We start from the raw sequence: 25074 nt of genomic DNA on the forward strand, positions 1-25074 counted from the left end.
GCTGATCAGAAGTACATTTTCATCTCATCCGATCTGGGGTTCAAAACTAACTATGATTAAGCCTTCTCCATAATAAATAAAACTGCAGGGGGGAAACAGCTCTAAAAGCTGTCTATACCCTACCCCATACCTTTACATCAAAGGTTCATTATTGTGGTTTTTCTTTCTTGGCTGCGACGAGCATCAGATTTACACCGTTTCAGCTTGTCAAAAGGAAATAATACCGTACAATCAAAAAAAAACGGCATATGTCGGTGCTATCAATTCCATTTTAGCGTTAGGCGCATATTCAAGTTAATCTATCACATCTTTATTCTTAAGCGCTTTATTTTTGTATTCTTTTATTGAATGGTAGATATCAAGTTTCCATATCTGATCTTCTTTTTTGAGACCTAAAGCTAAGGAATACGTTGATGATTCTAAAACCACTGTTATAAGCACAGTAACTTGATTTTCCTCAGCCGTACTCTCCTCTACTTTTATAGAATCAAAATATCTGTATTGAATTGCTCTTTCTAAATCATGAATCATTACATAATCAAAATAATCCTCTCGAAATACATCTTTATTCGGAAGGTAACCACCATCATAAGTAATCTCATATATCAAGTCTGGATCGCCTATTGAAATGCAATAAAGGTAAACCAATACCATATCCTCAGGTGTAAACTTGTTAAGTTCTTGCAAATCTCTTTCAATTGTAAATCTATTAAAGGCTTCCTGCTTCTCTAACGACAGTTGCTTCAGATAAGAGAACCTTTCATTTGAATTCTGATAATCAGTTATGTTAGTCATTGTACTTGAGACTTCTGTTTGGCCCTTTGTTTGGTTTTCTAGTGAAGTTTCTATGGGCTTTTCTGAGTTATCACTCTTCCAACATGCTGATAACAATGACATCATCAAAAGTATTAATAGTATTAGTCTTATTTGTTTCAATATACTTCTCCTCTATACAAGAGTTGCATTTATCTATTTGTGCCTTCTTCAGATTATTATTTGATCATTCCTTTGTCCAAAAGCAACTGGTGTATGTCTACGTATTCATCTTCATCCAAATCCGTATGCGATATCAGATAAATGCTATAAAAGCGATCTACTTGCTTGATATTAATGGCTGTTCCTGGTAGCTAATCAACTCTTGGTCAATGGTTGACCGAATACAACATGGAAATGAAGATGTTTTGAGTCTTGATATTCCCATAAATTTGTTATCATTTTACAAGCTCCATGTTCTGAAACCACTTGGATTGCTATCTTCTTAACTACATCTATAAGTTCAATTAGCAGGGGATTATCCCTTTCTTCTAAAGTTATGAGTGATGAAATATGTCTTTTTGGAATCGTCACAATATGTACTGGATAATATGGACGTGTATGATAAAAAGCAAGTACATTATCGGTTTCCAATACCTTTTGTACAGGAGTACGACCACTTAATAAAAATCTTCCGACATATACACCTTACCTCCACGATTTTTTCCTTATTTTAACACACACCTAGTTTATATTACTGCCCGTTAGCTCACATAAAAACAGCCGGACTATTGGTCGGCTGCTTACTTTGTTTTATTCGTATGTCTTTGTGTACTACTCCGATAAGAGTATCAACAGGTTATTGGCCTGCACTGAAGCAAGTAGAGTTTATTTTGATCGATTGCCCACTCGATATCAAGCTTCCTGCCAAATACATTTTCACAACTTGTTGCTAACAGATGAAGCTTTTGAAGTTCTATTTCATCCAAACAAAGCCTGTCAGCACATGAATCGGATTTATTTCCTATCCTTTGTTCAAGGATTTGACCCGACCTGCTTAATCGAAAAAAGTCAGGTATAATGTGGCCGGATGCAATCGACTCACCAAGCCCCCAACTGGCTTCAATAATTCTCTCATCTGCTTTTGAAACAGGGTCTTGAGTGAAAAGGATCCCGGAAACCCTTGAAGATACCATTTTTTGAAGAAGGACTGCCATCTTGGGTGTTTCCGTTATCCCGAACCTTTCATTGTAAACCTTCACTCTATTAGAAAAGGCTGATTCTCGGACAGCAATTATCGCTTTTTCGATCGCTTCGACAGAAGCGACGTTTAAGCAAGAAATATATTGCCCTGCATAGCTTTGGTGCTCACTATCTTCGCCAACAGCGGACGATCTGACAGCAATAGGTCCCAGTTGCTTCAGAAGCTGATGCAGCTCTTTTTCCAAGGAGATTTCTCCGGATACAAATTGATTAAGGCGGGCATCGGAGAGCACAATCCTTTAGGTACAAGCAGCTTAAGCTTAATAGCAAAATTTAATTGCGCCGCTTTACCTCCAAATTCAAACGGATTAACGGCATCCTCTAATCGTACTAAGTATCGATAGCGATTCAATGGATCACCCTCAATACAATTCCAGAGACCGCATCCAAACGAATTTGATCCCCATCCTTGATGGTTTCCGTTGCAGTTAGACAACCTACGACACAAGGAATACCCAACTCTCTAGCTAAAATCGCCGCATGGCAAACGACTCCGCCACGGTCTGTAATGAGACCTGATATCAGATGTGCTACCTCAATGAATTCGGGAGTTGTCATCGTTGTAATAAGAATATCCCCTTTTTTTATTTTATGAAAATGTTCTTTATCAAAAGCGACACATGCCCTTCCTTGAGCACTTCCCCTACATGCTGGGGTGCCGCTTATTAGGAATTCTTCTTCAACATTCAAGTTGTTATCTTTTTGGTGAACTTCTTGACGTTCATTTAATAAATCGCGAAGCTCCTTGCTCCAAGTGTTTTCTTTGGCCCATTGCCCTCTTTTGATCCCCAGTTCTGATAGTGTATCCCACACATGCATTTCAAAGATCGCTTGATCAAAACACATAATTAGGTCAAATGGAGCCATTTCATCCAATCTTTTCAGGGCTAATATATATTTGGCCTTTGAATAAGGCAAATAGTTTGCAAAGAACTCTAATATCTCCCTTGTTGCGTTAATGGCTTCACGCATTAGTGACTCATTTAACGTTGTACGATCCATCTGGTAGTTGTATATGCTCTGATAAGCATTCCGTAATTTCGGTTTGAAACTCTCAAGCACCTCACCGTAAGCGTTTCTAATTGTATTGAAGATCATCTTCCCCATTTCATTGTTTTATGGAATGCAAAAAAACCATGGCAACACCTAACCATGGTCTTGGCTTTTCACTGATAACATGTATCAGTTATTATGAAAAGCATTCGCCGATAGGATGAGCACAATGAAACAACTTTTTAATTGTTTGTTTATTGATCATAGTTAGAGTTGTTTTCATTGCACTTCACCCCCTTTACCTTTTTGATAATTCAAAATTACCATAATATACATTTTATAGTCAATAATTCTTTTATGATATTTCTCGATTTAAATCATTTATTATCAATTTTTATTCCCCACCACATGTTTAAATTGAATAAAATTACTAGAAAAAAGAAAGATTTTGATTGAGTTGCTTAATTGTTCATATTGAACTAACGTTTTTCCGTTAGTTGAACAAGTACGCTTTCTTTTAATACACAATATCTTCGTACTGTGCATCATCTAACGGAACACTTTCTGTCAAAAGAAAAAAGGTCTAGACTGTCGAGGGTACTAAGTTAACGGTAGTAGAGTTTAATAAAAGACGTTCTTTATTGTCCATGCTTAATTGTGTTCTGTTAGAATAATATTAGATTTTAATGTGGCCTAAAGGAGGAATAAAGTTGAGGATCGATTTTGCGACTGACTCAGACTATGAATACATACGAAACCGTGACCCTCATATTTCTGAGAGCTTAATACTGTCAAAAATAAAGGGAAATGAGATATACATTCTGCGAAATCACGATGAAAGTAATATCGGATGGATGCGGTATGGTTACTTTTGGGACAACACCCCTTTCATGAACATGATTTGGGTCGATGAACAATATCGAGACAAGGGGACAGGAAAGCAAGTTGTCCTCTTCTGGGAAAAACAAATGAAACAAAAGGGGTTCAATCTGATTATGACATCCACTCAGGCTGATGAAGGAGCCCAACATTTTTATAGAAAACTAGGCTACCAAGATGCTGGATGCTTAATAATTGATACACAACCTTTGGAAATACTCCTCACAAAAAACTTAAGCTAACCTAATGCATTATCACCTATAAACAGAACAGTGTATTCAGGTCTCTTTTCAAAGTGAAATTCATTGTGGGGTCCTTGATTGTTGAATAAAACAAGAAAAGAACTTAAATCTTCTCCTTTTAGTTCTCGTAGTAATTCACTACCGCTAAATATTTTGATCTGTTTAGGTTGTTGATCTTGAGTCTTGGGATAATGAGATTTGCCATCCTTCTCATGCAGAACATAGACGAGATAACCAGATGTATTGGTTACTAAACCAGCATAATTACTGTCGGCTTTTACTGCGACTACATTATGTTCAGGATACCCTGAAATTTCAAATACAGGAGTACCTTCTAGTATTATTGATCCGCGCTCCACTTTACCAATTTCTGAAATTCCTGTTGTATCGACCAATGCCAGTTCCCAAGCATTGAGATAATGTTTATCTCCAACATTGATATAATCCGCCTCCGAATTAGGTTCGGTCTCAGGTGACTTAGAAATTGATTGCGTACAGCCCACAATCAATATTGTCAAAAAGAAAATGTAAACAGCTTTCTTCATATCACCTCGATTCTTAGACACTTAACAGGTAATAATAGTTACGCTAATCTGCTGAATAGCCTAACGAAAAAGCAACCGGTCTATTGATCGGTTGCTTACTTTTTCTAATTAAACTATCGTTTTTCCGTTAGCATAATGAGATTTTAAAGAGAACAATTGTTTTTTACATGTTCTATCAGTAATCGGCGCAGTTTCTTGCCTTTGAATCCGAAAACACTTTTGTATCGATAAAAACCAAAATCACGCTAAAGATAGCGATTTTCAATGGAAATATGTTCTTGTCCTTTTACTTATTTCTGATCTAAATCCCGATTTTTCAAAAGTATAGTCATTTCTTCTGATGTTTCTTGCATACCTCTAGCAAACCATTCTTCAATCCATCCAAACAGCCCATAAGAAAAATAAGCTGCCACATAAGCGCCGAAGTTAGGATATTCTGGTTTCGGTCCAAAGAGTTCTTTAAGTATCTCCTTTAGAAGATATAATAATTTCCTCTGACTAAGTAACAGATAGAAGTCTTTATTTTTACTAAAGTGACCAAACAAACTCCCCAGAAGTTCATCTTCTGATGTGCTACCACTCTCTTGAAATTCCTTATACCATTTTTCTATTAATTTAAAGAGATATTCTTTGAGAACAGTTTCTTTTTCATCATAATTCCTGTAAAAAGAAACGCGGCTCACTTGTGCCGCAGAAGTAAGATCACTGATTGTGATGGACTTCAGTTCTTTTGTTTTCAACAAATCCAGTAGTGTATTTGTAATTTGATTCTTTACATAAGTGTTTTTCACATTTTTATCCACGTTACATTTTATCCTTTCTGTATCATTTTCCATCGAAATATTGATCCTATTATCAACCTTTGATACATTTGATTACACAAAAAAAGATACATCTGTTACATTAATTTTGTCAAAATGGATGTTCTAAAAATTAAGGGGAAAGGAATTAAGCAGATGACACTCATACAAAAACGCATCTTCATTCTAATTGTAGTTATCATCATAGCAGCTGTTTTGGGCCGGCTTGCAGTGCGGGCAGTTTTAAATTTTATGCTCGGCGGTACACTGTTCGGAGGTAATTTCCTATGAAAAATAAAGAAAAAGGCAGGAAAAAAGTATTGTGGGGATTTATTTATGTAATTGCTTTCTTTGTTGTTTTTACTGCTTCGGCACTCATTAAACTGACATACAATCCACTGTCTGGGGAAATGAAGGTGAATTGGAATGACTCCGTTGGTCATGTATACACAGATATCGCATACGGCGAAAAGGAGCAGAACAAATTTGATCTATATGTTCCAGCAGATAATACAAAGGAAACCTATGGTCTTGTGGTATATCTCCATGCGGGAGGTTTTACAACCGGTGACAAAAGCGGTGACGCAGATATGCTGAAATGGCTCTGTTCAAAAGGTTATGTTGCCGCAGGTATTAATTACACGGTACGTGATGAGAATAACCCTGAAGCCAGTGTGTATAACATGTCCCAGGAAATCAAAAACAGTATTCCTGTTGTAAAAGCGGAAGCGGGAAAGTTAGGCTACAATCTCGATAGAATGGCTATTTCCGGTGGCTCGGCGGGCGGGACTCTGGCACTATTGTATGCTTACCGTGATGCAGACACCTCTCCTATTCCAGTTAAAATGGTCTTTGAGATGGTTGGTCCACCGAGCTTTCATCCAGAGGACTGGACTCCCTATGGTTTGGATCAGAATCCAGAGGCAGCAGCGAACTTATTCAGCATAATGTCTGGCAACACCATTACAACAGATATGATAGGAACAGCAAGCTATGATGAAGCAGTCAAAGGTATTTCACCGTATATGTGGATTGATGAAAATTCTGTACCAACGCTCGTTGCCCATGGAAAATATGATAGGGTAGCTCCATTCGGAACAGTAAAACATCTGATTAATGCATTGGAGGAAAACAATGTTCCTTATGATTATATCGAGTTTCCCCATTCGGGACACGGTCTACAAAATGACAATAAGCTTTATGCAAAATATATAGAAAAGTTGAATGAGTATCTGGAAAGGTATTTGGGAAGCGAATAAAAAAATTAAATACTACCTCTACGAGATGATCCTTCTCTTTCGGGTACAGACTTGCGGAAAGACGCATTCTTCACAAAGAATGCTGACGAGAAGATGATGCTTATATCTTAAACTCAACTTCCCTCCGAAGGATGCAGATAACATGCTAGGGTATTGGGGACATTTCTGGCGGGAAATGGTGATGTTGTCGTAAAAACAAAATGGCATAACATATGGGGACAATTTACATCGACTTGTCCTTAGTGAAGTTTTCAAAATAGCGAGAATTTGATTAACAAGTGTAGGAGGATGAAAAAGTGAAAACGAAAAGGTGGTGGATAACGGTATTCAAAGTGATTGGAATAGTTTTGCTTTTTCTTGTTGTTTCTCTTGTAATTTTGCTTTTGTAATCAACTTAAGTCCTGTCGTGCCAAAAGAATATGTGGAAAAGGTATTGGCCGGAGGCAAAATCGAAACAACATATCAGGCCATGGGCAAGTATGAAATGAAACATTCTACAGTGAAGAATTCAAGTGAGGTTAAAAAAGTTCCATATCTACTACCCGGCCGATCTTGAAGAAAATAGCAAATCCTATCCAGTTGTGGTTCTGGTAAAATACCGGGGTCCAAGCATCTAGATATCCGGCTGTATTCCTTCGAACATGAGGCATCGTGGGTATTCATAGTGCTGGGTAACCATAAAATGACTCAATCCGGCAAATCTACCGACATGACTCTGGCTTATATTTGGAACAGAATAAAGACAAGAATAGCATTTTTTACAACAAGGTAGATTTAGACAACATCGGAATCGTCCGCTACTCTCGAGGTGGCCCGGGGATGTTCAACCTTCACAGGATTGACTTAAAAAAAGAAACTCCGAAAACCCTTGAGTGGGTTTCCGGAGTTTCTTCCTTTTCCCTTTTAGAATCATCATCAGCACCTTGCTCCTTATGTTGTAGAAGACGTAAAGCATTCCTTTCAGTGAGTTGACAAACGTTAATGGCATCACCACAGATGTCCCGAATAACTGATGTTAGACAGAAGGCTAACTGTATATTATTTTCAAATATTCTGATTCCACTATCCTGCCGGTTAGCCGAACTGGCTGCAGAAGATCCGGCAGCCTGTTATCATGGTGCTATCGTTTTTTCAGTTAGCTTAATGATGTGTTTGTAAACTCCAATAAATTTCAGTTTTATCGTTGCAGAAAAAAACTTCCAAATCAGCAAACTCAACAATTTATTGATTGTATTTTTATCTGAACAAAGTATTGAAAAGTGGCTATCCCAATGGGTTGTAAGTAAAATTTCATTTTCGTGGGTAAATAGATTCAAGCGTTGATTTCTAAAAGCTGTGTTATCTTTGATTAAATCATCAATATATTCTAACTTTCGCTCTGTGCAAAATTCATCACCAGACCATATCCAGTCATGTCCTTCTTGTTTTATTGACAAAAGCACCTTATTCATTAGAAACTCTGGAAATAAACCTTCCATTGGTTCGATTAACTGTAGCTTCTCACAAGTGTCTTGAATTCTTTTTGAGGTCTCTTCGTTTGCAAATTGTTTTTTCAATCCCATGATTCGGGTTCTTAATCCAATGTCTAACTTGTTGTAACTTTCGGTTTCTGATAATGATAAAAACTGTTTCCAAGTAATCATTTCGCACTTTTCTATAAAGTCATTTTTACCCGGATACGTCCCAGGCTCAAATAAATCGCAGCTAATTGATATTGGTTTTATGAATGGATGAAAAAAAAACAAATACTTCATCATATATTCCCTTGTAAAAATCCTTTATAGGAGCATCTTCGGGTGCACAAACATATTTATGAGATTCAGGTAACACTCTTGTTTCACTCATTAAAGCACCAACTTCCCCACACTTCACAACTATATAACATTGCTAAACCTAAGCAATCCTGCCCAGTAGCTTAAAGAAAAAGCAACCGGTCTATTGATCGGTTGCTTACTTTTCCTTCTTGAACTAACGTTAGTACTATTATAAAGGTATTTATCAAGCAGTGACGAATAGTATAGGTCAATAATTACATTGGGGACTTTCAGGAGGAGCGCATGCTTAGAAAATATTTATTGAAGTATCCATTATGGTTTACAGTTATATGGTGTTTTGCTGCCTTAACTGTACTTTTAAATTTGATGTTTTGGAGAAATATCTTAATAATTCTCTTTTCTATGATTGTTTTATATGTGGCTAACGGATTTCGAACATGGAATAGTGATCGAAAATTATCTCTTGTATCGTTTGTTTAGACATTCGTTTTCTCTTACATCTTATATCGGTTTTTCACTTTGATGATGCTGTGAAAAAGAAATATGACTTCCTGCCAGAAATCCCCTGTAACTTCCGATTTACATAACTATAAGGGGGGAACTGCCAACTGGCAAGCTGCTCCCTGCTGTGTTCGACTATCGTTTCTCGTTAGCTTAATGGAAGGGGCGGTTAATTGAGCTATCTTCTTCGATAGCTTAATTAATGGATTGCTCAGCTTCATAATGAAATATACTTTTACCGTCTTTATCAAAACCATTCAAGATAAATCCAGGTTGATCGTTACTGTATTTGTCTTGTAATGCAAACCATAGTTTAGTTCCATCACTTAGTTCGACTATTTCAGCATATTTATCAATATTTTGACTCATTCCTAAATTTTTGATATGGAGTTTAGAAATCGACTGTTCTTTTACTATTCCAATGTAAAACTGATACTGCTTTTCCTCTTCCTTTGTATTAATGTTAACCCAACTCCAAGTAACATCTGTTTCATTAGAAAGGAACGACACGCCTCCTCCAAAGCTCCATTTATATTTGTTCCCGACTTTATAAACAATTCCAGCATCTGCCCCTCCATTAGGATTTTCATAAATCAAAATAATGCTATTATTCAGTTCTTCCTTATACAAAATCTGTTCATTTTGAATTCCTTCACTTCGTATAGTTGCCTCAATTGATTTGTATCCGTTATCTATACAACCAGATAATAAGAGGAATAAACTCAAACCCAACAAAGAAATCACTTTTTTCATAAGTATCCACCTTCATTGAAACGACGTTATTAACACTATATATTGAACGCTAAAATCAAATGAATGTTCTGCTAATCTGCCGGTTTGCATAACTAAAAGGGAGCAGTTGCCAACTGGCAAGCTGCTCCCTGCTGTGTTCGACTAACGTTTTTTCGTTAGCGGAATGACATTTCTTAATCAGCGAGAGCACGTTTTATGTTCGCTTTTGCTTCATCAACTAATCTATCATCATTATCATCAATTGCCTGCATCATTATTAAAATGGGAATATATATGGCAATTAATCGAGCTAATATCTTCGTTTCTTCATCAACTTCCCCATATTCTTCGAAAAAATTTGAACGCGCATTCGGGGGTAAAAAGCTATACACAATATTCAAGTCACAAGCAGGATGTCCTATATTGATATCTCCCCAGTCGATAATCCCTGAAACTCTTCCACTCTCATCTACTAGCATATTTTTAAAATGAAGGTCACCATGTAGGAATACGTACTTTTGCTTCACTTTTTCAATTCTAAGCTGTTCTAAATAATTCGATAATGCACGATACTCTTCTTCTCTAAAATGAAGGGCAATGTAGGAAAGAAATTTATGCATCTTTTCCTTACGCATCGCAATATCAGTCAGATTTCTATGGTCATGTTGAACTCCATTTTCTTGGGCAATTTGCACAGGGAATGCATGTAAGCTTTTTAAAAATTGCGCGAGCGTTGTTGCTGATAACGCACGTTGCTTGTCATTTAATCCGATTGGAAACTCTCCGGGTAAATAGGGGTAGCCTAGGAAGGGTGCTGGATAACCATAATCCCCTACCCCAAAAAATAACGGTATCGAGTATGCAATGGAAAAATAATCTTTAAGCTTAGGTAGTATTTTTCCTTCCATCCTTAAAGAATTAATTGCAACTTCTCTTCTTGGAAAGCGAAATACATATTCGTTCCCGACAAGATAAACAGTGTTATCCCAGCCATGACCTAGTTTTTGTACGCTTTTTGAAGCTAACTGCGGGAACTGACTGCTTATTAATTTATGAGCTAATTCTTCTGATACTTCCCATTCTGCATCCCATTGATTCGAACTTCCCATATTTATCGACTCCATCGCCAAAATAGATAATCTACTCACCTGATATATTACCATAAATTGGTTTGTTAATTAGGGTCTTAAAAGGTATTATTACAGTTTACTGATAGTAATTTATAGTATGATACGATCCTAGTAAGGAGGAGCTTGAAACGATGAGAAAAAGATTGCTTGTAGTAACTTCATTAATACTTCTTTTTGGAGCAACAGCCTCTATTGCATGGGCCAACTCAGGAAAAACCATTAATTATCTAGTAGATTTACCTAAACAAGAAGCAGAGAAAGTATATAATGATGTCTACACTGAAACACCATTTATCATTGACCCAGATACAGGAGAACATCTTGTGAACCCTGTAACTGGTGAGAAGTAAATGAAGAATAACAAACCCCAAATTTGGGGTCCTTTTTTAGTTTAAAAAACATGCTTAAGCAATAAATTGACACTAAAGTGAGACCAACAAGGAACTAGAATTGAACAATAAATATTTTAATGTACATATCTATGGTAATTATCCGGGTGTCTATGCTATCTAATCGTTGCAGGACTCGACTATGCTGCAGAAAGCCTTATCAGCGAAAGACAAACTGCCAATTTAAGGAGTGATTTTCCAAGTATAGTTCGAAGATCATCGCAGTTTTATTAAGGCGGATTTAAACCGTGTTAATCATCGCTGTTTGATTAACTACACTTAATACTCATAAAGAATTTCCATGAAATGCTACGGTTCGCTGTAATGTATATAAACACAGAGTTTATTCTGATTACAAAATCTACATCACCATATAAAACAAGCCACTCCAAACAATAGAGTGGCTTGTGGCATGTTAGTTAATTATGATCTTGTAGCTTCATAAACGAAAGTTTGATTTCCATTGGTGGGTATCTTCCCAAACTCATAATCAGCTGATACAGTTACACCGGTAAAACCGATACTTTCTAGAATGAACTTAAATTCTTCAACTCCGTACCACCGCTTAGCAAAACGTTGTAATTCAGTTTGGATGAGTTTTCCGTTACGCCACTTTTCATACTTGATATGGTCTACTCTGCATTGGTTAAAGAATAAATCAGCTTCGACACACTTACCTTCCATAGTAATAATGTCACCATTGGGTAAATGAAATGTCGATGATCCGTTCCAGCTTCCATTATCAGAACTGTTGTAATTATTGCTTGGTAAATGTAGGTCTAGTATAAGACGCCCACCTAATTCCAGATGATCGTACAGTCGTTTTAAGACTTCCTTTGCTTCAGCCCGTTGTTCAATCAACAAGAATGATCCCCCAGGAATAATGATTGCTTCATATTTGCTAGGCAATGCAAGTTCCTTTAAGTCAGCTTGATACAAATTGGTTTTAAGACAATGAGCCTCACAACGTTGTCGGCATGAATCCAACATCACTGAAGAGTAGTCTACTCCGTCGACAAGAAGACCTGATTTAAGAAGCGGAATGATGACACGACCAGAACCCACCATTGCTTCTAAAACTCGTTCCTCACAATGTTTAAGTCTTTCTTGATAATATTCAATATCACCATTAAAGGAATGCCCAATTTGCTTGGTCAGATCATAAACCTCCGTGCAAAGTTCACCGTAATAACTAAAAGACATATAATTTTTACCCTCCGTGGTTTTGGTTTATTGCACGGAAGGAGATAGTTTTAACGATTACCCCTTCCGCACCTCAAAAATAACTGCTTCGTCAACGAATTGAATTGTTCTCACCATAATCACTCGCTTTCTTAGTAGGATAAAATGAATATAATATACAAAGAAATTTTTGGCAATAACTGGAACGCATATCGATAACAGACAATTCATATTCGTGCGACGGATGTACATACGGCACTTCTAACCCCAAGAACTACTAAAATGATATAACTCTTCATCCTAACACCACCAGACTACCTAAGAAGTGGCTTATGGACGTATACGTTGTACTGCCCGTTAGCATAATCGAGTAGGAGGCTACCCATTAGAGGAGTAGCCGACCTCTCACACCACCGTACGTACCGTTCGGTATACGGCGGTTCAACCGCATAAGTGCATTTTACGTAGACGCTCGTACTGCGCAGGAAAGTCATAATATCCTGCCTGTGCGAGCTTTTCGTTTGTTATGGAACAAGACAGCACCGGGCTTCTGGCGATGCGCCAGTACCCAAGACGGGAGTTTCCCCATTGGTACGCCTTCCCCTCCGGTATCCCCAGTCTGCGTAGGTTTTGTACCTTTGTTCTCGGTTTCTTCCATTGCTTCCAGATGTACATACGAAGTCGCCTCCGCAGCCATTCACTCCAGCTTTGCAATATCCGTTTCATATCAGCTGCATAATAGTAGCCAATCCATCCGCGAATGTAGATCTTCACTTTCTCCATGACTTGGCGAACGTTCCTGCCCTGACTTCGGCTCGTTAGTTCTTTCAACTTCTTCTTTGCTTTTGTGAGGGACTGACCATGTACTCGAATATACACGCCACTTCTGTTCTTTCCCAAAGTAAAGCCAAGAAATTTAAAGTGCTTCCGGGCCATTACACTGACTACCTTGCTTTTCTGCATATTCATTTGCAGTCTCAGCTTGTTCTCCAGGTATTTCCGGCAGGATTCCAAGAGACGCATTGCTGCCCGTTTGCTTTTAGCTAGCACTACGATGTCATCTGCATAGCGGAGGACCTTCACTCCCCGGCCGTTCATCTCCTGGTCGAATTCGTTCAGGTAGATGTTTGCAAGTAACGGCGATAAGGGGCCTCCCTGCGGAGCGCCTTCCTCCGTTTTGCATTGCACCCCGTTCTCCATGACTCCACTCTTCAGATATTTCTTAATCAAATCGGTTACGCGCTTATCCCCGATTTGTTTGCGCAAAAGGTTCATCAGTAGCTCATGGTTCAGCGTGTCAAAGTATTTGGATAGGTCAATTTCTACCGCGTAGCCGTAGCCCTGCTGCGCATACTCTTTTACCTTGCGAATGGCTTGCTGTGCACTCCGCCCTGGGCGGTAGCCGTAGCTTCCCTCCGAAAAGAGCGGCTCAAACAGTGGCTGCAACTGCTGGGCAATCGCCTGCTGGATTACTCGGTCCACTACCGTGGGTATGCCCAGCTTCCGTACTCCACTTCCATCTGGTTTGGGAATTTCTTTGCGCCGTACGGGGCTTGGCTTGTACCTGCCTTCCCGGATACTTTGCAAGAGCTCATCTTTATGTTCCTGCAGCCATGGCAGAGCATCTTCTACGGTCATCCCGTCGATCCCTGGCGCTCCATGGTTGCGTTTGACCTGCTTGTAGGCTCTGTTCAGATTGTCTCTGTCCAGTATCTGCTCCAGCAGGTCTGTTGCACCGTCCCTTTCTTCACATTCCCGAATGTCGACACTCCGCGCTCCCACATACTCTTTGCGTTCCACGCTATCCCTTTGCGGGCAGCCCTTTCGGTATTCTGCTTTCATTGCATCGACTCTCCTTCCTGTTTATACTCAAGACTTACGATTGTTCGGCCCTTCCCGAAAAAAAAAACTTCTCGGTACTATGGCTTCTGCTGACTTCTCACAGCAAGCTTTACTCCGTCTTTCGGATTTTTTTTCCTACTTCACGTCTGTGAGATCTCCCCGGGTAAGAGCGATAACTTTCCCCTCATCTATCTGCCACATTTACATGATAGGATTCGGGCAGTATTGGACTTCGCTTTGTAGTGCAAGCTCGTCCGTCCCACCATGCCTTGTATGTGATTTCTGTTCGTCAGACCGAGGGTTTGCCTCCGGCTTCCTTCAGATTCCGCCTCGCGGCGGACACCCTTGCCCTTGGCTAACAGTTCCTACTGCCAAGCCTGTAGCGGACTTTCACCGCCGAGTTATCGCCCATGCCGGGCGCACACTAAAAGGGAGCACTTGCCAACTGGCAATCTGCTCCCTTTTATTGAACTCACGCTTCTACATTAGTTTAATGAAATGACTTAACGAAATTATAAATTGAACCTCGTTCTAGTGTGTTTAACCTTACTTCACCATACTTTTTTCAGTGATATATACTATGAAAGTGATCAAAATGGACCCCACTATTTTCAACTACATGGCTAAGCCTAAAGCCATAAGATTGTATTTCATCGATTATTCGTATTAAGCTATTGTACTGATTAATAGACTCATTATTTGAAAGAATGATGGTACATATATCTACATCAAATAATACGGAATATAGTTATCCCAAGGTGATCTCCTCCATGGGAATATCTCTATATAGTCCTGATTAAAGAAGCTAAAGGTATTATGAAATTGATTCATTTCAGAATAAAAAAAGGGTGTAGTAATGAACAAAAAACTTTGACTTATATAATTGGTCTTCCAGGTGTTTAGTCACAAAAGATAGGGCTACATAGTATGTAGGAATCGCAAAATATTTCATGAAGTATACGTAGTCGCTGTTTGAGGTAAGACCAGAGGAGGAAAGTAAATATTTATTAGGCTATAGTAAAATACCCTTAAGTAGCATTCAAGAGTAGACTAGATTACAAAAAACTACAAAAAGGTCATTACACAAAATTGATCAACCTATGTTAATTATACATTCTATTAAAGATAACTCTGTACATGAAAAGCGGCTTCTTACTTGGTTTTATTGCTCCATATTAATCGTGTTCTGTCTGTCCAATAAACTCATTATGTTAATTCATTTTTAAAGGTCTTATACACCTATTTATTCACTGCTCTAATTGGGGTACCGTCAGGAAAATGCGGATTCACAAAAAGTCTCACAGTTTGTTCGGATCAGTATAATTAATGCCATAAATTAAAGTTATTAATCATATAAAGAACAGGCAAATGCCCCCATTAGTTAAATAAAAATTCAATTTCTGTTGTCTAAATATCCCATACATTTACTTTCACTATGATTGGTTTTCTCAATTGTATCCTCTTCATAATAATTTCTCTTTCTTTTCTCACAGAATTGCACAACGTTTTTTCCCTTTTTTGTTAAACCATATAAATATTCTGATTGAGGTTCATCCTTAAAAATCACCATATAATGCTCATGATAGACACTGTGATTGACCCCATGTTTTGGCGCGATCATGTGTTGGTCTACTATGTCTTCATCCGTATATCCCAATTGCTCCAAATGAGCTGGAATATACTTATTAACTAGATACTTATGATAAGGATTTCCATTATTAATAAGATATAATGTAACAAAGATAAACAAGAATATTCCTATGATTCCTATGAGAATAATACATGAAATGATACGTAAAACACTTTTTTTGGTTAACAAACCTATTACACTTCCTTCTTTCAGTCTATCGGTACATACACAAAGACTACTAAATTATGGTTTCATTATGTCTCATAAGACCTCGTATCAAATACTTAACGTTGTAAACCCGCATTTTCCTGACGGTACCCCTAATTAATTTATTTTCGTATAAGAGTCCATTTGCTTCTGTTCTAATTAAGGATATGAGCGCTTCCAAGCTCCGCATTCATTTTTTATTCTCCAAAGGCTTAAATATGGTCTTAATATCCTTCACCACCAACATACTACCATACATTGGGACAATTCTGCCTTTCGTTTACATTTAACGTAATGCGATTAACCTTCAGACCTAACAATCAAACTCAAACAATTAAGAATCGAATCTGCACATTCTTCTGGAGAATTTATGTGTGTGTTGACAGTACAGTCGTACTGTATATCTTTTGCCATAATTTTGTTTTGCCAGTCTGATTGATCTTCAGTTCTATCTCCACGTTCCATATTTCTTTGGCGACAGATCTCCAAAGGACAAAACACTTCCACCATATAAAAGGGGTAACCCGCATATATGTCTTTAACTTTTTCATAATGCGGTTTTAACTCAGGTCTTTCTACCAAAATACCATCGATAAGCACATTTTTACCATGGTCAGAAAATAGTTTGGCGGTATGATACATCATAATTATTGCATCACTTAGATATTTCCAATAATCTTCTCGTAGATAGTTTTCGCCAATTGTATTTTCAAAAAGATCGTTTGCAACAACATAAAAAAACTCATCCGATTTTAACTGAATAGCATCTACTATAGATGTTTTTCCTGAACTGGTTACTCCATTCAAAAACACGATTTTTCCTTTGTTCATCTCTTGTTCCCCTATTCGTTCAATATAAATACACTTTAACAGTTTCATTCTATAAATAGGATTGAGAAAACAATTATAATTGAACTATCCTGAACATTAGCTTAAAGAAAAAGCAACCGGTCGTTTGAGCGGCTGCTTACTTGTTATTATTAAACTTACGTTTCCCGTTAGATGAATGCACTATTTACTGAGTATAAGCTTCATACCATCATGACCAGCAACAAATCCAAGTCGTTCATAGAACCTATGGGCATCTTTACGTTTTTTATCTGTTGTCAGTTGAATCATCTCACAACCCATTATTTTAGCCTCATTAATTGCATAACGAAATAGAGACTCACCCACACCTTTGCCTCGATAATCCTTGTCAATACGAACACCCTCAATTTGGCCTCTTGTTGCACCTAATCTTGAAATCCCGGGAATAATAGTAAGCTGAAGGCAACCTACAACTTCGTCCTGATCCATAGCAACGATTATGGAATTACCTATCTGTTGTTCAATCTTTGCGAACGCCAGAAAGTATTCTTTTGGCAGTGGTTTTTCATAACGTTCTCGGCTAGCACCTAATTTATCGTCCGCTAATAACCGAACAATTGCAGGAAGATGCTCCACAGTTGCTGTTATAAATTCCATATATACCTCCAATTCTAAATTGAATTTCTATAATTTTCTGTCTTGTATATCCTCATGTAAACATTGGACTAGTTTCTTTGAAAAAAATCATTAAACCAACTGAGATAGTAGTGAGTATTCAAACTTAATTACCTCCATATGTACTATTTAGATTCATCCATTCTTAACGATAAAACATATTACTCACGCTAGAAAGGTGAACGGTTCTTCGGCCAGTTCGTACCTATACTCTAACCAAACAGTTAATCGACCATTTATTGATCTAAAGTTTCCTTTAGTTCAAAGCTTGAGCCAGCAGTTAATCTTCAAATCGTAAAGTAAACACTAAAGCCCACTCCGTTTCTGCTAATGATTCCTCTGAGAGATCTGCAGTAGATATTTGGTTTGATCTGGTAGCCTGCATTCCAAAAACATTTACAGGTAGCTCCACAGAAAAGGAGTGGGGTTCAGTATGCTGCAGCACCCCCGTAAGGTTAACTCTTTGTTCCAAGGAAGAGTAACGGTAGATAGACTTGAACCAGAATTCCGAACTTTATTAACTTTTATTATGCTGTATTCATTTTGTCCCTCAAAGTTCACTGTATCAATCGATATGATTATTTCTACTTCGTTACTCCTCTTTTGCTCATCCAAACTATAAAATAAATCCCCTATCGATCCTGCGGTATCTACTTTCTTTCCATTCTCCCAGATGTCTATATCCAAGCTAGCATTAGGTTTACTTCCCTCGTATTCTAATTTAATACCACCAGACATTGACCCAAGAAAATTTTTAAACTTACCTGCTTCACCGTCGAACAAATCGATTGGTGTTAGCTTGATACTAGTAGGTTCCAGATTCTCAGGTGGTACATTTGTTTCTTCACTTTCTATATTACATCCGGACAAGATAAATAAAAAAATCAGCATACAAATTTTTAACCGCAATTTTTCAGCTCCTTTTTGCTAAATTCTCCTATATTACATTACTACCTTGCCATACTAGCTTATACCTTAATTATCCCTGATATATTGAATTGATGTTTCCCGTTAACTTGTGCCGAGGTAATCAAATCATTTCGAGGGAGCTTAATGCAGGTTTCTCCTACTAGGGTCATCATGCGCGCTTCCTAGATCTTATATGTTTTCCTGTATCCAAGAACGCAACTTATCAGCATAGAAAGAACGTTCATCTGGATCGGACTCAGAACCCTTTGACAGATATAGTTGATCATTCACATATCTAGGGTAAACATGGAGATGATAATGCCACACGTCTTGATTTCCTGCAGGCTCATTATGTTGCCGCGTAGAAATCCCATCACATCCATATGTACTTTTCATTGCAAATGCTGTAAGCTGAGCCGCGCGGTGAATTTCGGCAGCGTAATCCGCAGGGAGTTCAAAGATGTTCTCGAAATGTTGATTAGGAACAACCAGAACATGTCCTTTATTGTTTGGCCACCACTTTCTGGCTATAAATGCCGTTACCTTTTCATTTTGATAGATGATATCCCTTTGTTTTGTCCCTTGATTAGGTTGCTCGATACCCCAAATACGACAAAATGGACATTCGTATCCTTCGGGCTTATGTGAAAATAATGCTGTCATCTTTCTCATTCAACTCCTCATCTACCATTTCTCGGTAGTTCGATCACAAATATAAAACCTGAACTACTTGTATACGAGTTCAATTTTTTATATACCCGAAAAATGACATCTTTCCCTCTTCATTCTCGGCAATACGGTAAGGATGGATCTGGTCACAGTATCTGCGTGCAAACAATCCTTCGCCAACGGGATAAATTTCAATATGAAGATTACCGGCGAATCTCGTAAAATATAATTTTCCGTTAATCAATTCAACTTGGATCTTATCTTTCAAGTAAGTTCCGCAATACCCTCTAAGCTTGCTTTCCTCAATGGGAAACTCCTCATGTTTTATCGGATCCTCTACATTAACATGATGCAGAGTATCTGACAGATCATTGCCCAGTTTGTACTGATTAATAGACTCATTATTTGAAAGAATGATGATACATATATCTTCATCAAAATAATACTGAATATAGGTACTTATCCCAAGGTGATCTCCTCCATGGGAGTATCGATCGGTGCCATAAACATGATGATGTTCCAACCCATAGGAGTAGTTGTTTTTGTTCACGTTGAAAAATCGAGTGTATGTTTCCTTCGACAAGAGTTTCCCATCCCGCAAACAAACATACCATTTGTACAAATCTTCGCACGTTGAGATAATGGCGCCTGCGCCGATGCTAAATTTCTCGTTATAATACGGACATTTAATAATTTCACCAAAATCATATACATAGTTGTTTGCTCTGTTCTTAATCGTTTTGCATCCATCATCAACATCGCTACTCATCATATTCAGAGGTAGAAATATGTTATTTCGAATATATTCTTCATATTTCTCTCCAGAAACATGTTCAATAACCCAGGCAAGCAAATTATAATTTGAGTTATTGTAATCATACGCCGTCCCTGGTGGTTTAACAGGCTTCTTATCAACATACCGCCGGAAGAAATCGTTTCGTGAATAATCCGTTTTGTTGTATCCAGCAAAAAAATCATCTTCAAAATTATAAAAATTGTATAACCCAGAAGTATGCGACAGTAAATGATGTATCGTGATCGAATCGTCAATCTTCAAATCGTTAGGGAGATATAATCGTGCGGATTTATCGATGTCTAGCATGTGCTTTTCATGTAGAGTCATAATCGCAAAGGCAGTAAACTGTTTTGATATGGAAGCGGTGGAGAAGCGTGAATTCATATCGTTCTTCATTCCAAATTCAATATTGGCATAGCCGTATGAGTTTTCAAAAAGCACCTTGTCTTTTTGGATAACTTGAACAACTCCATAAAAATTCCATAAATCCATATATTTGTTGATATATGTTTCTACTTTCGAGTCTATTGCTTGCATCAGTTCTCACTCCTCTAAATCCACTTCTAACCCTCTAATGATAACACCCAAAGTTTAGTTAATCTATAATTTTACATTTATATAAAATTTCTGTTAACTTAATAGAAAACAGCCGATCGCATCGATCGACTGCCTTCTTATTTTTATTACCTATCGTTCCCCGTTGGCTTAAATAAACTACTAGATTGAGACTATTCAAAATAGAAAAATGGGAGCGATGAGCGTTTTGAATTCAACTATATTATCTAAAGCGATTATTTTGGTTACAGGAATGTCAGGTACAGGGAAATCTTCGGTTCTTGCTGAACTGGCTCGTAGGGGGCATCAAACGATAGACACTGATTACGACGGGTGGAGCGAACTATTAGAAGATTTAGGTCAAGTATGGCGTGAGGATCGCATAGATGCGCTAATTAATGAACATAACCTAGGTGCACTATTTATTTCTGGCACTGTATCAAATCAATGGAAGTTTTATCCGCGATTCAATGCAATCGTGCTGTTAAGTGCTCCACTGGAAGTAATCCTTGAACGTGTTGCTACTCGTAAGACGAATGATTACGGAAAAACTACTGAACAGCGTGAAGAAATAATAAATTACTTTAAAACAGTCGAGCCACTCCTACGTTCCGGAGCAACTTTTGAGATTGATACCAGGAAACCAATAGAACAAGTCGCTACTGAGCTTGAATTAATCATTACGCACCCTGGCATAGAGACTATTTAAGTTGACAACATCTACATAGAAATAGCCTCTAATGTCACAGATGCATCGTTACACCTGAAAAAGGGCAGCCAGTCATTATGATTGCCGTCTTTTCTTGTCTATTCAACTAACCTTTTCCGTTAACCAATATCCATTAGAAAAAAACCAGAAGCAACACCCCAACAATGAAACAATAATATGTAAAATAAATCAATTTTCCACTTTTCATAATTCCCATAAACCATTTCAATGCAAAGAAGGTCATAAATAGTGTTGTAATAAATGCAGCTAAGTATGGAATGGCTAAGTCTACTTTATTCGGTTCATTTAAAAAATCGGTTAAGCCTAATATTACTCCACCGATGCTGACAGGTATATATAACATAAATGAGAATCGCAGTGCAGTATCTTGTTTCATACCAACGGCAATTGCTGAAATAATCGTTGCACCTGAACGGCTAATCCCTGGTGTTAAGGCAACAGCCTGTCCTAAACCAACAAGGAATGCATCCTTGAAAGTGAGATCACCTTCACCTTTCATTCCCTTCATATTACGAACCAACCACAGTGCTCCCCCTGTGACAAAAAGCATTATCGCAATCGTGACCATATTAACATTTTCCGTTATATAATCATTTATCAAAAATCCTAGAACACCTGCTGGAATCGTACCAATGATTATAAAACATACAAAGCGAAAGTCATTTTTATAGCGATCGTTTCTCGTTTTCAAATAAAGAATAGAATTAAGGGTAAGTCTTACGATATCTTGTCTATAAAAATAAAGGATAGCAAGAAGCGAAGCTGTATTTGTTAATATTGCAAAGGTAAAACCTTGTTCACCCAATCCTAAAATTTCACTGGCGATCATTACATGACCACTAGAAGATACAGGTATCGGTTCCGTAAATCCTTGAGCGAGCCCTATAATGATCATTTTGAGTACGAAAATAATATCTATGTCTCCCATTTTACACCCCCTAATTCTTTTGCGTTCTTATATTGTAATATTATAGAAAACTCCGCTTGAAGGTGCCATTACTCAAACTTACAATTAACTTACATATTTGAAAGATAAAAATCATAATCAAATTTTATATTCTGTATTCAGCATTTTTGACTCCTTTCACGAGTAAAAGACACAATCCTAATCATATTTCCTTTTTCCAACTCAATTAAAGATGGGATTAGATCAAATTAATGAGTAGCATAAGGGCTATTTTCATTCAATCCAATGTCGAAGTATGAAATCTAAACTCGGTCTTGATACCATATACAAATAAGTTGAATCGGTTGTTTGAATATAAGCGGCACCGTCCCATTTTTTATCTATAGGAAAGAGAATGGAATTGAATTTAATTCTTTCTATTTTTTCATCGCCATCATTTATTTGTATGGATATGGGTTCATCATAGACATATTCTACAGCCCCTGATTTTCTCATCTCATTAACAACTTCTGCTTTTAATGGTGGATTGCCTCCTGACATCATATCTCCTTTTTCAAACACAATTATAGATTGGATCAGACCAAATGCTTGCGGTTGCTCTAACTTTGTCATCTGACTCTGTTTTTGATTATAGTAAAGATTAATTTTATCTGGAGTCCACTTCTCATTTTCACCATTCATCATCAAGTACCTACCAAGTATGAAACCTAAAGCAAGTGCAATGAGTAGCATAAGGGGGAAGAACTTATTGATTTTCATTCAGTAATTCACCTCTCTCCCAAACTTTCAACGAACCGTACTCGAAAGATAATTTAAGCCAAAAGCCGAGGATAAGATCCCCGGCTTTTTATATGAAGTAAGAGTTCAATACATCAATATTATTTAGATGTTGTGTATAAGCGGATGATTACTTTTCATATTGAGCTAACATTTTTCCATTAGCTTAACGACTCGTGTAATGATCGGAATTCATCTTCGAGAATAGCCATCGTGATCTTATCATGAAACTCTCCATCTAAATACAAGGTATCTCGATGCACCCATTCTCGTTTGAACCCTATCTTTTCGTACACATGGATCGCTTGGGGGTTAAAAGTGAAACTAGTTAAATCAATTCGATGCAAGTTTATACTATTAAATCCATACCGTAGCATTTGAATGATAGCTTCCTTACTATAGCCTTTTCTACGATGCTGAGTCCCTTGAATTCTGATTCAAATATTCGCACACCAGTTTATAGAATCTATTTTGTTTAACACGACCTCACCCAATAGCTTAAAGAAAAGCAACCAGTCTATTGATCGGTTGCTTACTTTTTCTTCTTGAACTATCGTTTTTCCGTTAGTTTAATCAGTCCAACGCCTGTTAACAAAAAGCTAAGCTACCGAAGCACATGCTCAGCTAATTAATGATTAATTATTATTCTGTCTTGCTTTAACGACTTTCGGTATTCGTTTCTCGTAAATTAATAATACATGTGAAATCAATTTTTCGCTCGGGATCTCGTTATCTTTCAAAATCGCATATATAAGGTTCAAGAAAGTTTTCGCTTCATTCCCTGTTAAACTTCCGATTGATTCCATGCTGTTATCATTCGGAAATTTTTCTTCTTTCGGCTCCATAGATATTCCTCCCTATCGAAGATTATTTATTCTCCCTACACGAAATTATATAGGCGTTCTTGACAAGCTAAGCCCTTTGAGTATAACGCTTTTAGTGATTGAATAGTTGCATTATCCTGCCGAGTAGCTTAAAGAAAAAGCAACCGGTCTATTGATCGGTTGCTTACATTTTCTTCTTGAACTATCGTTTTTTCGTTAGTTCAAATGAGTAGTTCATTTTTTTAATTGAGTAATTTTTCTTAGAATTACTACTGTACAGACAGATATAACACTAGCTAAGTATAAAAGAGCGTATGCTATAGCAGCATAATATGTCAGTTCAGCTTCAATACCGGATCTTGTAAGAACTAAAATAATGGCAAAGCCAATAACAAAAACGACAAAACCCAATAGAGCATTTTTAATAACTTCTTTCACAAATTCACCTCCTAGGTTTATACCAGTTCCCAGCTACCTATACTAACCCGAACAGCCTAATCGACTGTAATCTTATTTATCTAAAGTTTTACGTACGCTTATAGTCCAACGGATTTATGTAGAAGATCCCATCATCCGACAAACTTTTTCTTTAATTTATTTTCTAAGTGGCTCAGTAATTTTGAGATTTTTAATATAATTACCTCTTATAAAGTTATGGTAATACGTAATGAAGTAAGTTTGATTAGTCTCTACCAAACTATATGTAGATTCAGGCACAGATATTTTTTCTCGTTCGCCATTCCCACTAGTAATTGTGATATAGTTCTTGAATTTCCCAACTTCCTTACCTTCTACCTTTGTAATAGTAGTTATACTTGAGCTATAGAAAAACAAATAAAGTAAAAAAAATATTATAAAACATGTAAATAAAATTTTTTTCGCATCTCTCTGATAATGAACCTTTACTAATTTAAACATAAGCATCTCCTTTATTTTATTAAACTTTCTTTTGTAATTGTGAACTAATGAATTTTCCCTTCCAATTTTTACTTAATCGTAAATTCTAACATATCGTCTGTTTATAACTATAGGTTAAAATATGGAAATACGATTAAAATTGTAGGTTTCATTATTAATCCATGCAATGTGAATATGGGTCCTAAACTGTCCAGGAGCTTAAAGAAAAAGCAACCGGTCTATTGATCGGTTGCTTACTTTTTCTAATTAAACTATCGTTTTCTCATTAATTGAATAAGAACAGCTTTTACCATGCGGAGAGCTTTGTCCTTGTGTCATTTTCGTTGGTTATATACTTAACTTTCTCATATCTTTTTTCTACCGCGTTTTGATATATCAGGTT

30 protein-coding genes are annotated in these 25074 nt (G+C 37.2%); 6 read left to right on the forward strand and 24 right to left on the reverse strand.

Translation table 11 applies throughout. The features are described from left to right. Window positions 1–294: 294 nt before the first annotated feature. The 4 genes from KJS58_RS19640 to KJS58_RS19655 form a co-directional block, all read right to left on the reverse strand. Entirely contained in the window at window positions 295–936 is a 642-nt protein-coding gene (locus KJS58_RS19640) for a hypothetical protein (RefSeq protein ID WP_213535113.1), read from the reverse strand. A gap of 195 nt (window positions 937–1131) precedes the next feature. Then, on the reverse strand, window positions 1132–1407 hold the full coding sequence (locus KJS58_RS19645; RefSeq protein ID WP_249717661.1) for an HIT domain-containing protein: 276 nt from the start codon (window positions 1405–1407) through the stop codon (window positions 1132–1134). Window positions 1408–1604: 197 nt separating this feature from the next. Beyond that, a complete protein-coding gene (locus KJS58_RS19650; RefSeq protein WP_213535114.1) occupies window positions 1605–2201 on the reverse strand; it encodes a PEP/pyruvate-binding domain-containing protein in 597 nt (198 codons plus the stop codon). Between the two features lie 163 nt (window positions 2202–2364). After that, on the reverse strand, window positions 2365–3123 hold the full coding sequence (locus tag KJS58_RS19655) for a PEP-utilizing enzyme (RefSeq protein WP_213535115.1): 759 nt from the start codon (window positions 3121–3123) through the stop codon (window positions 2365–2367). A 596-nt stretch (window positions 3124–3719) separates the two neighbouring features. On the opposite strand from KJS58_RS19655, the gene KJS58_RS19660 reads away from it, so the two are divergent. Next, complete coding sequence (locus tag KJS58_RS19660) at window positions 3720–4130, forward strand: GNAT family N-acetyltransferase (protein WP_213535117.1); 411 nt, start codon at window positions 3720–3722, stop codon at window positions 4128–4130. Here KJS58_RS19660 and KJS58_RS19665 read toward each other — a convergent pair. Then, on the reverse strand, window positions 4127–4675 hold the full coding sequence (locus tag KJS58_RS19665) for a hypothetical protein (RefSeq protein WP_213535118.1): 549 nt from the start codon (window positions 4673–4675) through the stop codon (window positions 4127–4129). The two genes, KJS58_RS19660 and KJS58_RS19665, sit on opposite strands and share 4 nt — an antisense overlap. Before the next feature lie 290 nt (window positions 4676–4965). Further along, window positions 4966–5511, reverse strand: coding sequence for a TetR/AcrR family transcriptional regulator (locus KJS58_RS19670; protein ID WP_213535119.1), 546 nt, complete (start codon window positions 5509–5511; stop codon window positions 4966–4968). A gap of 81 nt (window positions 5512–5592) precedes the next feature. Here KJS58_RS19670 and KJS58_RS19675 point away from each other — a divergent pair, with 81 nt between their 5' ends. The 3 genes from KJS58_RS19675 (at window position 5593) to KJS58_RS19685 (ending at window position 7290) form a co-directional block, all read left to right on the forward strand. After that, window positions 5593–5766: a hypothetical protein gene (locus KJS58_RS19675; protein ID WP_213535153.1), complete on the forward strand. Its 174-nt coding sequence runs from the start codon at window positions 5593–5595 to the stop codon at window positions 5764–5766. Next, entirely contained in the window at window positions 5763–6734 is a 972-nt protein-coding gene (locus tag KJS58_RS19680) for an alpha/beta hydrolase (protein ID WP_213535121.1), read from the forward strand. The genes KJS58_RS19675 and KJS58_RS19680 overlap by 4 nt, the downstream gene beginning before the upstream one ends. Window positions 6735–7047: 313 nt before the next feature. Beyond that, window positions 7048–7290: a hypothetical protein gene (locus KJS58_RS19685; protein WP_213535122.1), complete on the forward strand. Its 243-nt coding sequence runs from the start codon at window positions 7048–7050 to the stop codon at window positions 7288–7290. A gap of 556 nt (window positions 7291–7846) precedes the next feature. Here KJS58_RS19685 and KJS58_RS19690 read toward each other — a convergent pair. The 3 genes from KJS58_RS19690 to KJS58_RS19700 all read right to left on the reverse strand — a co-directional run bounded on the left by KJS58_RS19690 (window position 7847) and on the right by KJS58_RS19700 (window position 10851). Further along, entirely contained in the window at window positions 7847–8491 is a 645-nt protein-coding gene (locus KJS58_RS19690; protein ID WP_213535123.1) for a DUF2711 family protein, read from the reverse strand. 714 nt (window positions 8492–9205) lie between these two features. After that, window positions 9206–9763: a hypothetical protein gene (locus tag KJS58_RS19695; RefSeq protein WP_213535125.1), complete on the reverse strand. Its 558-nt coding sequence runs from the start codon at window positions 9761–9763 to the stop codon at window positions 9206–9208. A gap of 173 nt (window positions 9764–9936) precedes the next feature. Then, entirely contained in the window at window positions 9937–10851 is a 915-nt protein-coding gene (locus KJS58_RS19700; protein WP_213535126.1) for a phosphotransferase, read from the reverse strand. 152 nt (window positions 10852–11003) lie between these two features. On the opposite strand from KJS58_RS19700, the gene KJS58_RS19705 reads away from it, so the two are divergent. After that, window positions 11004–11222, forward strand: a complete 219-nt coding sequence (locus KJS58_RS19705; RefSeq protein ID WP_213535128.1) for a hypothetical protein — start codon at window positions 11004–11006, stop codon at window positions 11220–11222. Between the two features lie 462 nt (window positions 11223–11684). Here the strand turns inward: KJS58_RS19705 and KJS58_RS19710 are convergent, their stop codons facing one another. The 8 genes from KJS58_RS19710 to KJS58_RS19745 form a co-directional block, all read right to left on the reverse strand. After that, on the reverse strand, window positions 11685–12464 hold the full coding sequence (locus KJS58_RS19710; RefSeq protein ID WP_213535129.1) for a class I SAM-dependent methyltransferase: 780 nt from the start codon (window positions 12462–12464) through the stop codon (window positions 11685–11687). A gap of 420 nt (window positions 12465–12884) precedes the next feature. Continuing rightward, a complete protein-coding gene (gene ltrA / locus KJS58_RS19715) occupies window positions 12885–14285 on the reverse strand; it encodes a group II intron reverse transcriptase/maturase (protein WP_213535130.1) in 1401 nt (466 codons plus the stop codon). Between the two features lie 1393 nt (window positions 14286–15678). Further along, window positions 15679–16104, reverse strand: a complete 426-nt coding sequence (locus tag KJS58_RS19720; protein WP_213535131.1) for a DUF3139 domain-containing protein — start codon at window positions 16102–16104, stop codon at window positions 15679–15681. A gap of 318 nt (window positions 16105–16422) precedes the next feature. Further along, window positions 16423–16953: a phosphotransferase-like protein gene (locus tag KJS58_RS19725; RefSeq protein ID WP_213535132.1), complete on the reverse strand. Its 531-nt coding sequence runs from the start codon at window positions 16951–16953 to the stop codon at window positions 16423–16425. Window positions 16954–17133: 180 nt separating this feature from the next. Continuing rightward, entirely contained in the window at window positions 17134–17589 is a 456-nt protein-coding gene (locus tag KJS58_RS19730) for a GNAT family N-acetyltransferase (protein ID WP_213535133.1), read from the reverse strand. A gap of 414 nt (window positions 17590–18003) precedes the next feature. Further along, window positions 18004–18498 carry a hypothetical protein gene (locus KJS58_RS19735; RefSeq protein WP_213535134.1) on the reverse strand — a complete coding sequence of 165 codons (495 nt, stop codon included), beginning with the start codon at window positions 18496–18498 and terminating at the stop codon, window positions 18004–18006. A gap of 207 nt (window positions 18499–18705) precedes the next feature. Then, window positions 18706–19179 (reverse strand): HIT family protein, encoded by a 474-nt coding sequence (locus KJS58_RS19740; protein WP_213535135.1) that lies wholly within the window; start codon window positions 19177–19179, stop codon window positions 18706–18708. A gap of 79 nt (window positions 19180–19258) precedes the next feature. Continuing rightward, window positions 19259–20518 (reverse strand): serine hydrolase domain-containing protein, encoded by a 1260-nt coding sequence (locus KJS58_RS19745; RefSeq protein ID WP_213535136.1) that lies wholly within the window; start codon window positions 20516–20518, stop codon window positions 19259–19261. 217 nt (window positions 20519–20735) lie between these two features. On the opposite strand from KJS58_RS19745, the gene KJS58_RS19750 reads away from it, so the two are divergent. Then, complete coding sequence (locus tag KJS58_RS19750; RefSeq protein ID WP_213535137.1) at window positions 20736–21245, forward strand: AAA family ATPase; 510 nt, start codon at window positions 20736–20738, stop codon at window positions 21243–21245. Between the two features lie 133 nt (window positions 21246–21378). Here KJS58_RS19750 and KJS58_RS19755 read toward each other — a convergent pair whose 3' ends face one another. The 7 genes from KJS58_RS19755 to KJS58_RS25830 form a co-directional block, all read right to left on the reverse strand. Further along, window positions 21379–22194 (reverse strand): undecaprenyl-diphosphate phosphatase, encoded by an 816-nt coding sequence (locus KJS58_RS19755; RefSeq protein ID WP_213535138.1) that lies wholly within the window; start codon window positions 22192–22194, stop codon window positions 21379–21381. 252 nt (window positions 22195–22446) lie between these two features. Next, window positions 22447–22932, reverse strand: coding sequence for a hypothetical protein (locus KJS58_RS19760; protein ID WP_213535139.1), 486 nt, complete (start codon window positions 22930–22932; stop codon window positions 22447–22449). 179 nt (window positions 22933–23111) lie between these two features. Then, window positions 23112–23387 (reverse strand): GNAT family N-acetyltransferase, encoded by a 276-nt coding sequence (locus tag KJS58_RS25545; protein WP_306433104.1) that lies wholly within the window; start codon window positions 23385–23387, stop codon window positions 23112–23114. Window positions 23388–23585: 198 nt separating this feature from the next. After that, entirely contained in the window at window positions 23586–23795 is a 210-nt protein-coding gene (locus KJS58_RS19770; protein WP_213535140.1) for a hypothetical protein, read from the reverse strand. A 213-nt stretch (window positions 23796–24008) separates the two neighbouring features. Beyond that, window positions 24009–24212: a hypothetical protein gene (locus tag KJS58_RS19775; protein ID WP_160037193.1), complete on the reverse strand. Its 204-nt coding sequence runs from the start codon at window positions 24210–24212 to the stop codon at window positions 24009–24011. A 156-nt stretch (window positions 24213–24368) separates the two neighbouring features. Next, window positions 24369–24692 carry a hypothetical protein gene (locus KJS58_RS19780; RefSeq protein WP_160037194.1) on the reverse strand — a complete coding sequence of 108 codons (324 nt, stop codon included), beginning with the start codon at window positions 24690–24692 and terminating at the stop codon, window positions 24369–24371. 286 nt (window positions 24693–24978) lie between these two features. After that, entirely contained in the window at window positions 24979–25071 is a 93-nt protein-coding gene (locus tag KJS58_RS25830; protein WP_374705839.1) for a DUF2691 family protein, read from the reverse strand. Window positions 25072–25074: the final 3 nt, after the last annotated feature.

The organism is Paenibacillus sp. J45TS6, assembly GCF_018403285.1.
Lineage (GTDB): Bacteria > Bacillota > Bacilli > Paenibacillales > Paenibacillaceae > Paenibacillus.

Coding starts and splice junctions, on each gene's coding strand:
- KJS58_RS19655 (WP_213535115.1), bottom strand. CDS start 3,123: ATGGGGAAGATGATCTTCAATACAATTAGAAACGCTTACGGTGAGGTG.
- KJS58_RS19665 (WP_213535118.1), bottom strand. CDS start 4,675: ATGAAGAAAGCTGTTTACATTTTCTTTTTGACAATATTGATTGTGGGC.
- KJS58_RS19670 (WP_213535119.1), bottom strand. CDS start 5,511: ATGGAAAATGATACAGAAAGGATAAAATGTAACGTGGATAAAAATGTG.
- KJS58_RS19675 (WP_213535153.1), top strand. CDS start 5,593: ATGGATGTTCTAAAAATTAAGGGGAAAGGAATTAAGCAGATGACACTC.
- KJS58_RS19680 (WP_213535121.1), top strand. CDS start 5,763: ATGAAAAATAAAGAAAAAGGCAGGAAAAAAGTATTGTGGGGATTTATT.
- KJS58_RS19690 (WP_213535123.1), bottom strand. CDS start 8,491: ATGATGAAGTATTTGTTTTTTTTTCATCCATTCATAAAACCAATATCA.
- KJS58_RS19695 (WP_213535125.1), bottom strand. CDS start 9,763: ATGAAAAAAGTGATTTCTTTGTTGGGTTTGAGTTTATTCCTCTTATTA.
- KJS58_RS19700 (WP_213535126.1), bottom strand. CDS start 10,851: ATGGGAAGTTCGAATCAATGGGATGCAGAATGGGAAGTATCAGAAGAA.
- KJS58_RS19705 (WP_213535128.1), top strand. CDS start 11,004: ATGAGAAAAAGATTGCTTGTAGTAACTTCATTAATACTTCTTTTTGGA.
- KJS58_RS19710 (WP_213535129.1), bottom strand. CDS start 12,464: ATGTCTTTTAGTTATTACGGTGAACTTTGCACGGAGGTTTATGATCTG.
- ltrA (WP_213535130.1), bottom strand. CDS start 14,285: ATGAAAGCAGAATACCGAAAGGGCTGCCCGCAAAGGGATAGCGTGGAA.
- KJS58_RS19725 (WP_213535132.1), bottom strand. CDS start 16,953: ATGAACAAAGGAAAAATCGTGTTTTTGAATGGAGTAACCAGTTCAGGA.
- KJS58_RS19730 (WP_213535133.1), bottom strand. CDS start 17,589: ATGGAATTTATAACAGCAACTGTGGAGCATCTTCCTGCAATTGTTCGG.
- KJS58_RS19735 (WP_213535134.1), bottom strand. CDS start 18,498: ATGCTGATTTTTTTATTTATCTTGTCCGGATGTAATATAGAAAGTGAA.
- KJS58_RS19740 (WP_213535135.1), bottom strand. CDS start 19,179: ATGACAGCATTATTTTCACATAAGCCCGAAGGATACGAATGTCCATTT.
- KJS58_RS19745 (WP_213535136.1), bottom strand. CDS start 20,518: ATGCAAGCAATAGACTCGAAAGTAGAAACATATATCAACAAATATATG.
- KJS58_RS19750 (WP_213535137.1), top strand. CDS start 20,736: ATGAGCGTTTTGAATTCAACTATATTATCTAAAGCGATTATTTTGGTT.
- KJS58_RS19755 (WP_213535138.1), bottom strand. CDS start 22,194: ATGGGAGACATAGATATTATTTTCGTACTCAAAATGATCATTATAGGG.
- KJS58_RS19760 (WP_213535139.1), bottom strand. CDS start 22,932: ATGAAAATCAATAAGTTCTTCCCCCTTATGCTACTCATTGCACTTGCT.
- KJS58_RS19770 (WP_213535140.1), bottom strand. CDS start 23,795: ATGGAGCCGAAAGAAGAAAAATTTCCGAATGATAACAGCATGGAATCA.
- KJS58_RS19780 (WP_160037194.1), bottom strand. CDS start 24,692: ATGTTTAAATTAGTAAAGGTTCATTATCAGAGAGATGCGAAAAAAATT.